The sequence below is a fragment of the Pseudomonas sp. FW300-N1A1 genome (assembly GCF_058789115.1).
Window position 1 is genome coordinate 267,812 of the sequence record NZ_JBYTBK010000001.1, and the last position, 14,942, is coordinate 282,753.

11 protein-coding genes are annotated in these 14,942 nt (G+C 59.1%); 9 read left to right on the top strand and 2 right to left on the bottom strand.

All coding sequences use genetic code 11. The annotated features are described in order from the left end of the window. Positions 1-2: 2 nt before the first annotated feature. The 9 genes from AC3WQN_RS01355 (at position 3) to AC3WQN_RS01395 (ending at position 13,431) form a co-directional block, all read left to right on the top strand. Positions 3-1,022 (top strand): LacI family DNA-binding transcriptional regulator, encoded by a 1,020-nt coding sequence (locus AC3WQN_RS01355; RefSeq protein WP_103401204.1) that lies wholly within the window; start codon positions 3-5, stop codon positions 1,020-1,022. 23 nt (positions 1,023-1,045) lie between these two features. Further along, positions 1,046-1,963 carry a ribokinase gene (gene rbsK, locus AC3WQN_RS01360; RefSeq protein WP_103401205.1) on the top strand — a complete coding sequence of 306 codons (918 nt, stop codon included), beginning with the start codon at positions 1,046-1,048 and terminating at the stop codon, positions 1,961-1,963. Next, complete coding sequence (gene rbsD, locus AC3WQN_RS01365) at positions 1,960-2,364, top strand: D-ribose pyranase (protein WP_103401206.1); 405 nt, start codon at positions 1,960-1,962, stop codon at positions 2,362-2,364. Before rbsK ends, rbsD begins: the two co-directional genes overlap by 4 nt. Before the next feature lie 40 nt (positions 2,365-2,404). Then, positions 2,405-3,433, top strand: coding sequence for a nucleoside hydrolase (locus tag AC3WQN_RS01370; protein ID WP_103401207.1), 1,029 nt, complete (start codon positions 2,405-2,407; stop codon positions 3,431-3,433). Between the two features lie 302 nt (positions 3,434-3,735). Further along, positions 3,736-5,067 carry a deoxyguanosinetriphosphate triphosphohydrolase gene (locus AC3WQN_RS01375; protein WP_095078691.1) on the top strand — a complete coding sequence of 444 codons (1,332 nt, stop codon included), beginning with the start codon at positions 3,736-3,738 and terminating at the stop codon, positions 5,065-5,067. A gap of 264 nt (positions 5,068-5,331) precedes the next feature. Next, the gene (locus tag AC3WQN_RS01380; RefSeq protein ID WP_103399071.1) at positions 5,332-5,739 is read left to right on the top strand and encodes a response regulator; all 408 of its coding nucleotides are present in this window, start codon (positions 5,332-5,334) and stop codon (positions 5,737-5,739) included. 285 nt (positions 5,740-6,024) lie between these two features. Further along, on the top strand, positions 6,025-6,651 hold the full coding sequence (locus AC3WQN_RS01385; RefSeq protein WP_103399072.1) for a response regulator transcription factor: 627 nt from the start codon (positions 6,025-6,027) through the stop codon (positions 6,649-6,651). A gap of 8 nt (positions 6,652-6,659) precedes the next feature. Next, positions 6,660-10,313, top strand: coding sequence for a transporter substrate-binding domain-containing protein (locus AC3WQN_RS01390; protein ID WP_103399073.1), 3,654 nt, complete (start codon positions 6,660-6,662; stop codon positions 10,311-10,313). Between the two features lie 169 nt (positions 10,314-10,482). Continuing rightward, positions 10,483-13,431 (top strand): HD domain-containing phosphohydrolase, encoded by a 2,949-nt coding sequence (locus AC3WQN_RS01395; protein WP_103399074.1) that lies wholly within the window; start codon positions 10,483-10,485, stop codon positions 13,429-13,431. On the opposite strand, the gene AC3WQN_RS01400 is transcribed toward AC3WQN_RS01395, so the two are convergent. Beyond that, positions 13,432-13,914, bottom strand: coding sequence for a GAF domain-containing protein (locus AC3WQN_RS01400; protein WP_103399075.1), 483 nt, complete (start codon positions 13,912-13,914; stop codon positions 13,432-13,434). Then, positions 13,911-14,801, bottom strand: coding sequence for an ATP-binding protein (locus AC3WQN_RS01405; RefSeq protein ID WP_103399076.1), 891 nt, complete (start codon positions 14,799-14,801; stop codon positions 13,911-13,913). The genes AC3WQN_RS01400 and AC3WQN_RS01405 overlap by 4 nt, the downstream gene beginning before the upstream one ends. Positions 14,802-14,942: the final 141 nt, after the last annotated feature.

Genomic DNA, 14,942 nt, shown 5'->3' on the forward strand with positions numbered 1-14,942 from the left:
CCATGGCAACGATTAAGGATGTGGCGGCGCTCGCGGGTATTTCCTACACCACGGTGTCCCATGTGGTGAACAAGACGCGACCGGTCAGTGAAGAGGTTCGGTTGAAGGTCGAGGCCGCCATCGAGCAGCTCGACTATGTGCCTAGCGCGGTCGCCCGTTCGCTGAAAGCGAAAAATACCGCGACCATCGGCCTGTTGGTGCCTAACAGCCTCAACCCCTATTTCGCGGAGTTGGCCCGGGGCATCGAGGATTATTGCGAGCGCAACGGCTACTGCGTGATCCTTTGCAATTCCGATGACAACCCAGACAAGCAGCGCAGTTACTTGCGCGTGCTGCTGGAAAAACGCATCGACGGGTTGATCGTGGCTTCGGCCGGCGGCGATAGCAGTCTGGCCCAGGGGTTGGCGGGGGTGCGCACGCCGATGGTGATCGTCGACCGTGGCCTGGAAGGGGTCAATGCGGACCTGGTGCGCATCGACCATGAATACGGCGCTTACCTGGCGACCCGGCATTTGCTGGAACTGGGTCATCGCGATATCGCCAGTATTGGCGGCCCGGCGCATACCAGTGTGGCCCGGATGCGCCAGGCCGGTTTCTGCCGGGCCTTGCAAGAGGCGGGTGTCGAGGTCTCGAGCGAGCGGATGCTTGAAAGCGATTTCACCAGCACCGGTGGCTACAACGCGGCCGCGCGGCTACTGGCGAACAATCCACCCAGCGCGATCTTTGCCGGCAACGACATGATGGGCATCGGCGTGCTGCGCGCGGCGGCCGAGCGCAATATCCGGGTGCCCAGCGAGCTCTCGGTCATCGGTTTTGACGATATCCAGATGAGTCGTTATGTCTACCCGGCGTTGACCACCGTGGGCCAGTCAATCCTGCAGCTGGGTGAAATGGCGGCAGAAGTGCTGTTGCGACGGATCGCGACCCCGGAACGGGCGACCGATCAGCGGATCGTGATGCCCAGCATTGTCATGCGCGAATCGACTGCACCGTTGTCCGGTGTATTCGACCAATACCGTTGAAGCGAATTGATGAGTACTGATGTATGCCAGCAAGCGTAGTAGTCGTAGGCAGTCTGAACATGGACCTGGTGACCCGTGCCCCGAGGTTGCCGCGTGGCGGTGAGACATTGGTTGGCGAGTCGTTCGCTACCGTGTCGGGAGGCAAGGGGGCCAACCAGGCGGTTGCATCGGCCAGGCTCGGTGCGCAGGTCTCGATGATCGGTTGCGTTGGTGAAGACGCCTACGCTGGCCAGTTGCGCACGGCGCTGGAGATTGAACAGATCGATTGCCGGGCGCTGACCTCGGTCGAAGGGTCCAGTGGCGTGGCGCTGATTGTGGTCGATGACAGTGGCCAGAACGCCATTGTGATTGTCGCGGGCGCCAACGGTTTGCTGACCCCCGATGTGATTGCCGGCTACGACAGCGTGCTGGCGGCCGCGGACGTGATCGTCTGTCAGCTGGAAATACCGATGCACACGGTCGGATATGTCCTCAAGCGCGGGCGTGAGCTGGGCAAGACGGTCATCCTCAACCCGGCACCGGCCAGCGGCCCGTTGCCGGCTGACTGGTTTTCCTGCATTGACTACCTGATTCCCAACGAAAGCGAAGCCTCGGCACTGAGCGGTTTGCCGGTGGACTCCCTGGAAAGCGCCGAAAGGGCCGCCGGACAACTGATCGCCGCGGGTGCCGGCAAGGTCATCATCACCTTGGGTGCCCAGGGTTCACTGTTCGCCAACGGACAAGGCTTTGAGCACTTTGCGGCGCCCAGGGTCAAGGCCATCGATACCACGGCGGCCGGCGACACCTTTGTCGGTGGTTTTGCCGCGGCGCTGGCGTGCGGCAAAAGTGAAGCAGATGCCATTCGCTTCGGTCAGACCGCCGCCGCCCTGTCGGTGACGCGGGCGGGTGCACAGCCTTCGATCCCTGTTTTGTCCGACGTACAGGCCTTTAAAGCATCATGAAGAAGACACCTCTGCTCAATGTAGCGCTGTCGCGACTGATCGCGTCGCTGGGGCATGGCGACATGCTCGTGATCGGCGATGCAGGCTTACCGGTGCCCCCCGGTGTCGAATTCATCGACCTGGCCCTGACCCAAGGCATTCCGGATTTTGTCAGCACCTTGCGTGTCGTGTTGAGTGAAATGCAGGTGGAAAGCCACGTGCTGGCCGATGAGATCCTGCTCAAGCGGCCGCCTGCGCTGCAAGCCCTCGACGAGTTGACCGCCACGGCCGTGCTGGGTACTCGACAGTTGCTCAGCCATGACCAGTTCAAGTGCCTGACTCGACAGGCGCGTGCGATAGTGCGCACGGGCGAATGCCAGCCGTATTGCAATATCGTGCTGGTTGCCGGGGTGACGTTCTAGCCCCCTAAAAAAGGATCTATCCACGTACAAGGAGTGCACTATGCACCGCTATGCTCAACGACTGCCTCACCTGATCCGGAGCCTGCTGCTTTTGTCCCTGCTCACTGCTACAGGCGCCCACGCGGCGCAGAAAATTGACCTGATCATCGATACCGACCCTGGTGCCGATGACGTGGTGGCGTTGCTGTTTGCACTGGCTTCGCCGGAGACCTTGAACATTCGCGCGCTGACTACCGTGGCTGGTAACGTGCGTCTGGGCAAGACCTCGCGCAATGCGCGGCTGGCCCGTGAGTGGGCAGGGCGCGAAGAAGTGCCGGTCTATGCCGGTGCGCCGAAGCCGCTGATGCGCACGCCGATCTATGCCGAGGATATTCATGGCAAGGAAGGCTTGTCCGGTGTCGCGGTGCATGAGCCCAAGGCCGGACTTGCCGAAGGCAATGCCGTCAACTACCTGATCGACACCTTGCGAGCGGCCAGGCCTCACAGCATCACCATCGCCATGCTGGGACCGCAGACCAACCTGGCATTGGCGCTTATTCAGGCGCCGGACATCACCCAAGGCATCAAGGAGGTGGTGATCATGGGCGGTGCGCACTTCAACGGCGGCAATATCACGCCGGTGGCCGAGTTCAATCTGTTTGCCGACCCGCAGGCGGCTGAAGTGGTGCTCAAGAGCGGTGTGAAGCTGACCTATCTGCCGCTGGACGTGACCCACAAGATCCTCACCAGCGATGCCCGGCTCAAGCAGATCGCGGCACTGAACAATCATGCCAGCAAGCTGGTGGGCGACATCCTCAACGAATACGTCAAAGGCGACATGGAGCACTACGGCATGTCCGGTGGCCCGGTGCATGACGCGACGGTCATTGCCTACCTGCTCAAGCCTGAGCTGTTCAGCGGGCGGGCAGTCAACGTGGTGGTCGACAGCCGTGAAGGGCCAACCTTCGGCCAGACCATCGTTGACTGGTATGACGGCCTGAAGGCACCGAAGAATGCGTTCTGGGTCGAAAGCGGTGACGCCCAGGGCTTCTTTGATCTGCTGACCGAGCGCCTGGCTCGTCTCAAGTAAGCCTAGGGTCTGTTGACGTTTGGTGGCGGCCGCGACGGATGCCCGCTTGGTGCAGGGCAAGGCGCGAGGAACGCGGTTTGGTTGTTCCAAATAAGTTCCGAGCAACGCAGCCCTGCACCAAGCGGGCCCCGTCCCTTCGGGTTGCGTGCCAACGTGGGCGAGGCTGCGTTGCGGGATTTGCCAAGGGAACAACCATTGGCGGCATCCCGCGCCTTGCCTCGCCCACGCTGGCCCAGCAACGCGGCTCGCCACCAAACGTCAACAGACCCTAACGCATCAGTCACCCTACGGAGAGCCCAGCCTTGGATTGGCATACCCTGCTTAATCGTGAACGCCTCGGGAAGCCGGTGCACAGCCCGGAAGAACTCGGCCGCAGCCCGTTCCACAAAGACCACGACCGGGTCATTTTCTCCGGTGCTTTCCGGCGACTGGGGCGCAAGACCCAGGTTCACCCGGTCACCAGCAACGACCATATCCATACACGCCTGACCCATTCGCTGGAAGTCAGTTGCGTTGGACGTTCCTTGGGCATGCGCGTCGGTGAAACCATCCGCGGCGCCCTGCCCGACTGGTGCGAACCCAGCGATCTGGGGATGGTGGTGCAATCTGCCTGCCTGGCTCACGACATCGGCAACCCCCCCTTTGGTCACTCCGGTGAAGACGCCATCCGGTACTGGTTCCAACAAGCCGCAGGCAGGGGCTGGCTGGATGCCATGAGCGAAGTCGAACGGGATGACTTCCTCAATTTCGAGGGTAATGCCCAGGGCTTTCGGGTCCTGACACAACTGGAATACCACCAGTTCGATGGCGGCACCCGGCTGACCTACGCGACGCTGGGCACCTATCTGAAGTACCCCTGGACAGCACGCCACGCGGATTCGCTGGGTTACAAGAAGCACAAGTTCGGCTGCTACCAGAGCGAGCTGCCACTGCTGGAGCAAATTGCCCAGAAACTGGGCCTGCCACAACTGGATGAACAACGCTGGGCCAGGCACCCGCTGGTCTACCTGATGGAGGCTGCGGATGACATTTGCTATGCCTTGATCGATCTGGAAGACGGCCTGGAAATGGAGCTGCTGGAATATGCCGAAGTAGAGGCGCTGTTGCTCGGCCTGGTGGGTGATGACTTGCCGGAAACCTATCGCCTGCTGGGTGCCAACGACTCGCGCCGACGCAAACTGGCGATCCTGCGCGGCAAGGCCATCGAACACCTGACCAACGCAGCGGCGCGCGCATTCGTCGAGCAACAGGACGCCCTGCTGGCGGGCACCTTGCAAGGTGATCTGGTGGAGCACATGCACGGCCCGGCCAAGCGTTGCGTACTGAATGCCAAGGACATGGCGCGTAAAAAAATCTTCCAGGACAAACGCAAGACCCTGCATGAAATCGGTGCGTATACGACCCTCGAGATTCTGTTGAACGGCTTTTGCGGGGCCGCGCTGGAGCAGCATGGCGGTCGTACGGCCTCATTCAAGAATCGTCGCATACTCGACCTGCTCGGCAACAATGCTCCCGACCCGCACGGTCCTTTGCACGCGTCGTTTTTACGCATGATCGATTTCATTGCCGGCATGACCGACAGCTACGCCAGCGAAATGGCCCTGGAAATGACCGGACGTTCCCGCCACCCCTGAGCCCCACGGTTCAGTCGCGCCCAGACATCTGGCGTGCGACTGAACACAGGTCCAGCGCTCAACAAAATGAGCGAGCTGCCCTACATCTTACGTCGAGTAAACTTACTGTTTTCTCTCTAAACACACATCAATGACTCCATATTGAAACAACAGAGTGATGCCCTGCGAAAAACAGATATCCGGCAACAAAAAAACATTAGCGCCTGATTAAGCAATCCCCCACTGTCCTTCACCTGAAGTCGGCGACTTTGCATGGTAAGCTAAATGTTCTCATACAATTTTCGCATCATGCTGGTGGAGGACCACCCCTTTCAACTCAAGGCAACCCAATACTTGCTTGAAAGTTATGGCTTCACCCATATCACGACTGCAGAAAGTGCTGACACCGCATTGCAGGCGATGAACCAGGGGCATAAACCCTTCGAGATATTGCTGTGCGACCAATGCCTGCCAGACCTTCCAGGTCTCGACCTGATTGCTATTGCCAACCATCAGGGGCTGATCCAACAGGCCATTATCCTGAGCAGCCTTGATACAATTGAACTGGACAGGCTAAAAAAACAAGCCTGCGAGCAACACCTGCCTTTATTGGGGTTACTGCCAAAACCATTGACACAATCCGAACTCATTTATTTATTGACCCTGCATTACGCCAATATCAATCAACCATGATAATCATTTCGCAGAACATCAAGACACATAGACAACACCACTGCTCACTCGCCAAGATCAGCCATTAGCGAATCAGGCAAGCACTCTTCCAGCCATGATTACATTCATTAATACATTATCTAAACACTCTCATTCATCCACAACCACCTAATTGACATGTAATCCCTTGCCCTTTCTATTGTAGGACTAGTCTTATATTGCGCCCCCAGCCCCGTCCGTTCATACGTCGATTCCCATATCTGAGCTAAGGTGCTCGCTTTATTTGTGCATACATGGGATTTGATTATGAACTCAGTTTTTATTGTCGACGATCACCCCGTCATTCGCCTTGCATTGCGTATGTTGCTAGAGCATGAAGACTACAAAGTAGTAGGTGAAGCCGACAACGGGGTCGATGCGATGCAGATGGTCCGCGAATGCATGCCTGACCTGATCATCCTGGACATCAGCATTCCCAAACTTGACGGGCTGGAAATTCTCTCCCGCTTCAACGCCATGAGCACCCGCCCGAAAACACTGGTATTGACGGCTCAAACGCCAACGCTTTTTGCCATCCGCTGCATGGGGTCCGGTGCGTCAGGCTATGTCTGCAAACAGGAAGGTCTCAGCGAACTGCTCAGCGCCATCAAAGCCGTGTTGTCCGGTTACAACTATTTTCCCAGCCAGGCATTGAACCCGCCTCGCGACGACGAAGCACTCTGCGCGGAACTGGACTTGTTCAAGTCCGTCAATGATCGCGAACTGATGGTGATGCAATTGTTCGCCCAGGGTCGCACCAACAAGGAAATCGCCAAGGGCATGTTTCTCAGCAACAAGACTGTCAGCACCTACAAGAAAAGACTCATGCAGAAGCTCAAGGCCAAGTCCCTGGTAGAACTTATCGAGATGGCAAAACGTAACGCTTTAGTGTGAGAGACAGGATGCCAAGGTGTCTAAAGGACTATTTATTGTATTTGAGCGCAGGTTTATACCTGAATGCCTCAGTGTCCATCGCCGAACCCGGAGTCGAACAGTACACATTGCTCAGTCGTTCAACCGCAAGCCACATGGCCATCCAACTGGATGAACCGCAACGGCAGTGGATACTCAACCAACGCGAACTGGTCCTGGGCAGTTCGGCCCCCGACTACCCCCCTTTTGACTTGACGATCAGCGGCCACGAATACGAGGGTTTTACCGCCGACTACGCCGGTATCCTGGCCGCCTCCCTGGGGTTGCCCATCAAGGTCCGTCGCTACCCATCCCGCGAAGCTGCCATCCAGGCACTTGAAAATGGCGAGGTCGACCTGCTCGGAACGGCCAATGGTTTCGAGGCCCGGTACTCGAATATCGCACTCTCCACCCCCTATGCCATCGACCAACCCGTCCTGGTGACCCGGGAAAGCGAGAGTCGTTCGTTGACCGAGGGCTTGGCCGGCCTGCGCTTGAGCATGGTCTATCACTACCTGCCACCGGAAGAGGTAAAGGCGCTCTACCCCAAGGCGATCATCACCCCCTATCCGTCCTATCTGAACGCAATCAATGCGGTTGCCTTCGACCAGGCCGATGTCTTTCTGGGTGACACCATTTCAACCCACTACATGATCAACAAGGGCTACCTGAAGAATGTGCGAATGGCCAACTTCGGAAAACACGAGGCCTATGGTTTCAGCTTTGCCGTTCGCAAGGACAATCAGAACCTGCTGCACATCATCAACGCCGTGCTCAAGGCGGTGCCCACGGGCGAACGGGAAAGCATTGCCAAGCGCTGGAGCGCCGGCAGCGACATTCTTCTGACTGACCACAAACTGCAACTGACCCGCCGCGAAGAACGCTGGCTGGCGCAACATCCGGTGGTCCGCGTAGCCGTCAACGATGCCTTCGCCCCGCTGACATTCTTTGACGCCGATGAAACATTCAGAGGGATTACCGCCGACCTGCTCGAACTGATCAGGCTGCGCACCGGCTTGCGCTTCGAGATTCAGCGCAGCCGAAGCGACAGCGAGATGATCAAGCAGGTTCAAGAGAACCGGGTCGACCTGATTGCCGCCCTGCTTCCCAATACCGAGCGTGAAGCCCTCCTGAGCTTCACCCGGCCCTATCTTGAGAATTCATTTGTCTTGCTGACCCGAAAAAGCGGCTCCAGCCCGACCAGCCTGGAGCAACTGGCAGGCAAAAGCCTCGCCATCACCCAAGGCAATCCATTGCACGACTACCTGCTTCGCGAGCACCCGACCATCCATCTGATTGAAACACCTGACACCTTCAGCACAGTAGAGCTACTTGCCAAGGGCCAGGTAGAGGGCGCAGTCAATTCGCTGGTGATTGCCAACTACTTCGTCGACTCGCAGGTGTTCGAGGACCGGCTGCAGATTAGCGCGACAATTGGCACTCGACAGGCTGCGTTTTCCCTGGCGACCGCGCGCGACGCCCCCGAACTGAGTGCCATCCTCGACAAAGCCCTGTTAAGCATCGCGCCAGATGAACTGGGGATAATCAACAGCCGCTGGCGTGGTTACACGGGAACCTCCGGCAACACCTGGCGTACCTACCAGCGCTTGCTGTATCAACTGGTCATCGGCGGCAGCCTGCTGCTACTGACGTTGCTGGCCTGGAATGCTCATATGCGCAGGCAGATCAAGCAGCGCCAAAAGGCGGAGCGTGCACTCAGCGACCAGTTCGAATTCATGCAGACGCTGGTCAACGGGACACCTCACCCCATCTATGTGCGTGACCGCCAGGGGCTGCTGAAAAGTTGCAACGACAGCTATCTGCAAGCCTTCAGCGCCAGGCGCGAGGACGTGATCGGCAAAGACGTGATGCAAGGCGCCATGAGCAATGTATTTGAAGCCAGGCAATATCACGCTGATTATCAACGCGTGGTGACCGAAGGCATCCCGCTGATTCTTGATCGCCCCCTGCACATCGGTCAGAAAAAGCTGACGATCTACCACTGGATTCTTCCCTACCGGGATTCGACGGGTGACGTCCAGGGAATCATCGGTGGATGGATCGATATCAGCGAGCGACGGCAGCTTTTTGATGAGCTCAGGTCTGCCAAGGAACAGGCTGATGAGGCCAACCGCGCCAAGAGCACATTCCTCGCCACCATGAGCCATGAAATCCGCACACCGATGAACGCGGTGATCGGCATGCTCGAGCTGACCCTCAAGCGCGCCGATCAGAACCACCTTGATCGTCCGGCCATCGAAGTGGCCTACAACTCGGCCAAGGACATGCTCGAACTCATTGGCGACATCCTCGACATCGCCCGAATCGAGTCCGGTCGCCTGAGCCTCTCTCCCGAACGGGTGAACCTTTGCGAGACCTTAGACGCGGTCGTGCGAGTCTTTGACGGCCTCGCACGACAAAAGAACCTCAGCCTGGTCCTGGCGTTTCCCGGTGCAGACGAACTGCCCGATGTCATGACGGATCCGCTGCGTCTCAAACAGATACTGTCCAACCTCATCAGTAATGCCATCAAGTTTACCGAGCAAGGCGAAGTCACCATCAAGGTCCACCTGCAACCCGCGCTGCAGTCCGATCGATGGCTCATGGAGCTATGGGTCTGCGACAGCGGAATCGGCATCAGCGAGGACGATCAGCGTCGGCTGTTCGAGCCCTTTGCCCAGGTGGACAACACCGGGCACCGGGCCAGAAGTGGCGCAGGCCTGGGCCTGGTGATCTGCCGCAGCCTGTGTGAAATGATGGGCGGGACCTTGCAGTTGACCAGTGAACCGGGCGCTGGCACACAGGTCCGGGTGTGCTTGCCGATGATCGCACTGCCTGGCGCAGTCGCCCGGGATACCCCGCAACCGGTGATCTCCAGGACCACAACCCGCTTGAACGTGCTGGTGGTCGACGACCATCCCGCCAATCGATTGCTGATGTGCCAGCAACTCGACTTCCTGGGGCATCAATGGGCCACGGCCAACAACGGTGAAGAAGCCTTGCGAAGCTGGAAAGAGGGCCATTTCGACCTGGTGATTGCAGACTGCAACATGCCCCTGATGAATGGCTACGAGCTCACCCGTGCCCTCCGTGCCCACGAGCAGAAAGAACAGCGCCCACGTTGCGCGGTGCTGGGTTTCACCGCCAATGCCCAGCCAGAGGAAAAACAGCGATGCCTGCAGGCGGGCATGAATGATTGCCTGTTCAAACCCATCAGCCTGACGACACTGAGCCAACGCCTGGAAGCACTTGAGCCCATCAGCAAGGATCAGGTCTTCAGCCTGGACGGTCTGCAATTACTCACAGGAGGTGATCCCCAGCGTGCGCGTCTACTACTCGCCGAGCTGCTCAACAGCAACCGCCTCGACCTGGAGGAGCTACTTGAACTGCCACCTGGGAGCGGGCGGCAAGCCTTCATTGATGTCGCGCACAAAATCAAAGGGGCGGCGCGCATCATCCAGGCGTCCCCCCTGATAGCCAGCTGCGAGGCACTCGAACACATGTGCCACGAGGACTTCTCCCAGGACAGGCTCCAAACCCACAAAGACCGGATGCGATGCGCCATCCTTGAGCTGGAGCAGGCCCTGCAACGACAGCTCAGCCTGCAAGCCACTTCTCGAGCCAAGGCTCCCGACCCGACATAGACCCGATGAGCTAGAGCGCTGCCGGGCCTGCGAACAACCGGCCCATGCTTGCCAGGTTGTTCGCCCTCCCCAGGCTTGCTCGGTGGCTCTGGGACTCAAGGCAGGTTGGCCCTGCATTTACTATGCTTGCGTGCTCAGCCGTGTGTAATGACGATGGAGAGACACCGCGATGCCCAGCCCACTGCACCCGGAGAAACGCCGATTCCCGCTGCACGTGCATATCAGCGCGATGTTCACTTTGCTTCTACTGTTCACGGGCATTGTGCTGGGCGTTTTCAACTATGGACAAACCACGCAGATCATCCTGTCCAGCAGCGAAAAACTGTTCGATCGGATAGAGCAGGACGTTCGGCATGACTTGCACACGACTTACCGTCCCATTCGGCGCTTGCTGAGCCTGTTGGTGCAAAACCCAGCGATTCAGGCAACGGATCTGGAACAGCGACTCGCGCTGCTCAGGCCCTTCAGCCAGTCACTGAATGACAATACAGAACTGGCATCACTCTATGCAGGCTACGCTGACGGTGACTTTTTCATGGTCCGCCCACTGCGCAGCGAAGCACTGAAACAGACCCTCAAGGCACCTGAAGCAGCCGCCTTTCAAGTCTGGAGCATCGACCGTGACAGTCTCACTGGACGTACCCGCTCCCAGTCCCTGTTCTACGACCCGTCACTGACCCTGGTCGAGCGCCGGGACAACCCGCAGGAAACCTACGACCCACGCACTCGCGCCTGGTTCAACAGTGCAAACGCAACCCAGGAGCAAATCACCACCGAGCCATACATTTTCTTTTCGACCCACAATATCGGTACGACCCTGGCCCGACGTAGCAGCGCCAACGCCGTGATAGGTGCCGACCTGACACTGGCCCAGCTGTCTGCGACCCTGGCCAGGCACCAAGTCACACCCAGCACCGAAATCGTCCTGTTTGATGGTGATGGCAATGCCGTCGCCTACCCTGACAGCAATAAACTGATCATCAACGATCAGAAGGCGCACCTGGCCAAGGTCAAGGACCTGAGCCCGGCGCTGGACGCCCTGTTCAAGAACACCAGCAGCGGTCAACGGCTGGAGGTAGCCAGCCGTGAATGGATCTTTGCCCGCAGTAGCATTGCCGAAGGTGGCCCGCGAGGCTTGCAACTGGCCCTGATGGTTCCCGAAGACGAGTTGCTGGTGGACGCCTATCGAATGCGCTGGCAAGGCGCGTTGATTACCCTGGCCACCTTGCTGCTCTGCGTACCGCTGGGCTGGCTGACCTCCAGAATACTGGTCAAACCCTTGCGCGCACTGGTACAGGAAGCCGATGCCATCCGCAGCTTCGACTTCAACTACCCGGTCACTCGGCGCTCCCCCGTGCTGGAGGTCGACCAGCTCAGCGTATCGATGGCACGCATGAAAGACACGCTGGCCAGCTTTTTCGAAATCACCGACAGCCTGTCTGCGGAAACCCGCTTCGAACCCCTCCTGCAACGGGTGCTCTTCGAAACAGTGAAGATCGGCCAGGCGCAAGCCGGCCTGATCTATCTGCGTGAGCACGATGGAAACCGGCTCGAGCCCCACGGGCTGATCATCGAGGATCAGCCCCAGGCACTCTCGGCCTTCAACATCAGTGGCTATGACCCTGACGACACCCAGCACCCTGCCTGGTTCCGGCAACTGCTGAGCCAGGACTCACTGGTCACCGTGCTCGGGTTCGAACAGGCCGCCGACCTGCAAGCGGTGTTGCTCGCCATGAATTGCCCGAGCGCTCACCTGATTGGCATTCGCCTGCACAATCGTCATAACGAAACCGTCGGCGCACTGGTCCTGCTGCTCACCGACACGGGCGCGCACGCGGACCTGGAGAAGCTTCGACCAGACCGGATTGCATTCATCCAGGCGGTCTCGGGCGCCGCTGCCATCAGTATCGAAAGCCAGCGCTTGCAGGCCAGGCAACAACAGCTGCTGGACGCCTTCATCAAGCTGCTGGCCGGCGCGATTGACGCCAAGAGCCCCTATACCGGCGGCCACTGCCAACGCGTCCCGGCACTGACGTTGATGCTCGCCAAGGCCGCCGCCGCGAGCCAGGCCCCGGAGTTCATGGCCTACCAGCCTACCGATGACGAATGGGAAACCCTGCATATCGCCGCCTGGCTACACGACTGCGGCAAAGTCACCACCCCCGAATACGTGGTCGACAAAGCCACCAAGCTGGAAACCCTCAACGACCGTATCCATGAGATCCGCACGCGCTTCGAAGTCCTCAAGCGCGATGCCTGGATCGACTACTGGCATGCGCTTGCCCTGGGCGGGCACGAGCCGCACCTGAGTGAAGTACGTGATACCAGGCTGGCCGCCCTCGATGACGATTTCGCCTTCATCGCCCGCTGCAACCTGGGGGGAGAAACCATGGCCGATGCAGACCTGCAACGACTGCACCGCATCGCCCAACGAACCTGGACCCGGACACTGGATGACCGACTGGGTGTTTCCTGGGAGGAGAACCGCCGCCAGGCATGCACCCCGGCTCCTGAACTCCCCGTCAGCGAGTCGCTGCTGGCGGATAGACCCGAGCATCTGTTCGAACGCAACGACGCCGAACTGATACCGGCAGACAACCCCTGGGGGTTCAAGCTCGACGTACCACCGTACAAATACAATCGCGGTGAGCTGTACAACCTGAGCATCTCCAAAGGCACCCTGACCCGCGAAGAACGCTACATCATCAATCATCACATCGTGCAGACGATCCTGATGCTCAGCCACCTGCCCTTTCCCGGGCACCTGAGTAACGTGGTGGAAATAGCCGGTGGGCACCACGAAAAAATGGATGGCACCGGCTATCCGCGAAAATTCAAGCGTGAGGAGATGAGCCTGCCCGCGCGAATGATGGCGATTGCCGACATCTTCGAGGCGCTGACCGCAGCGGACCGTCCCTACAAGAAGGCCAAGACCCTGAGTGAGGCCCTGGCCATCATGGCCTTCATGTGCCGTGATGCGCATATCGATCCGCAGCTGTTTGCGCTGTTCGTCAACGAAAGGATCTACCAGCAATACGCCGAAGAATTCCTCGAGCCCCAGCAAATCGATGCCGTGGACTCGGAAAACCTGCTCGCCAAGGCAGGGCTGGCCAGTTGATCAGCAGTCGGTCAAGCGCAGGAAGATGGCCGCCAGCTGTTCAATGCCAGCCTGGTCATCGACGCTGAAGCGGGCAAGGGACGGGCTGTCCAGGTCCAGCACGCCGATCAGGCGACCGTCCTTGACCAGCGGCACCACCAATTCGCTGTTCGAGGCGCTGTCGCAGGCGATATGCCCGGCGAACGCGTGTACATCTTCGACCCTTTGCGTTGTCAGGGTGGCCGCTGCCGCACCGCAAACACCACGACCAAACGGAATGCGCACACAGGCGATCTGCCCCTGGAACGGCCCCAGGACCAACTCTTCATTGCGGTTGAGGTAGAACCCGGCCCAATTCAGATCATCGAGCTGGTTGAACAGAAACGCCGAAAACTGCGCGGCATTGGCGATAAAGTCACGCTCATCGGCCAGCAACGATTCCAGTTGCGCACACAGCAGGCCATAGCCCTCCAGGCCCGCGCCAGTGCCTTGCAAATCGATCATGCCTTGTGCTCCAACAATTTGAGTCCTACCCAGTACCGGGCAAACTGATACGCGCAACGGCCGTTGCGATTACCGCGCCCCGTGGCCCAGCGCACCGCGAGGATGTCGAGCTGTTCATCACGCTGCCACTCAAGGCCGGCCTTGGCTGCGAGTTGCCCTACCCAATGCTCGACCACATCGAGAAAGTGTTCCTGGGTAAAGGGATAAAACGACAACCACAAGCCAAATCGGTCCGACAGCGCGATCTTGTCCTCCACCGCCTCATTGGGGTGCAGTTCACCGTCGACCCTTTTCCAGTTTTCGTTATCGCTCTCTTTTTCCGGCACCAGGTGGCGGCGATTGGAGGTGGCATAGAGCAGCACGTTATCCGGCGCCTGCTCCAACGAGCCGTCGAGTACGCTTTTGAGTACCCGGTAATCGCCCTCGCCCGCCTCGAACGACAGGTCATCGCAAAACAGCACGAAGCGCTGAGGCAGCCGGGCAATCTGTTCGACCACCCGGGGCAGGTCCGCCAGGTGATCGCGCTCGATCTCGATCAGGCGCAGACCGCCTTTGGCGTGCTCGGCCAACAACGCCCGCACCAGCGACGACTTGCCGGTACCTCGCGAACCCCAGAGCAATGCATGGTTGGCAGGCATGCCATCGAGAAATTGCCGGGTGTTGCGGTTCAACTGCTCCAGCTGTTTGTCCACGCCGATCAGGTCGGACAAACGCATGTCCAGGCTGACCTCGAGCGGCAATAGAAAACCGCTGCGCCCTTCACGTTGCCAACGCGCGGCCAGGCAGTGCGTCCAGTCGATGGCGGTGCGCTGCGCAGGCAGTAGAGGCTCGATACGAGCCAGAACCGCATCGGCGCGTTCAAGAAAGGCATTCAATCGAGAGTCCACGACTTCTCCTCAGGCTCGTTCACAGTAATGATGGGGACAGAAAAGTAAAAACAGCGCGCTATGCCGGAGCATTCGGGATAATGGCGCACCCGACAGACCGCCCGAAACCCGGCAATGATCAGCTATGCTTCGCCCAGAAGG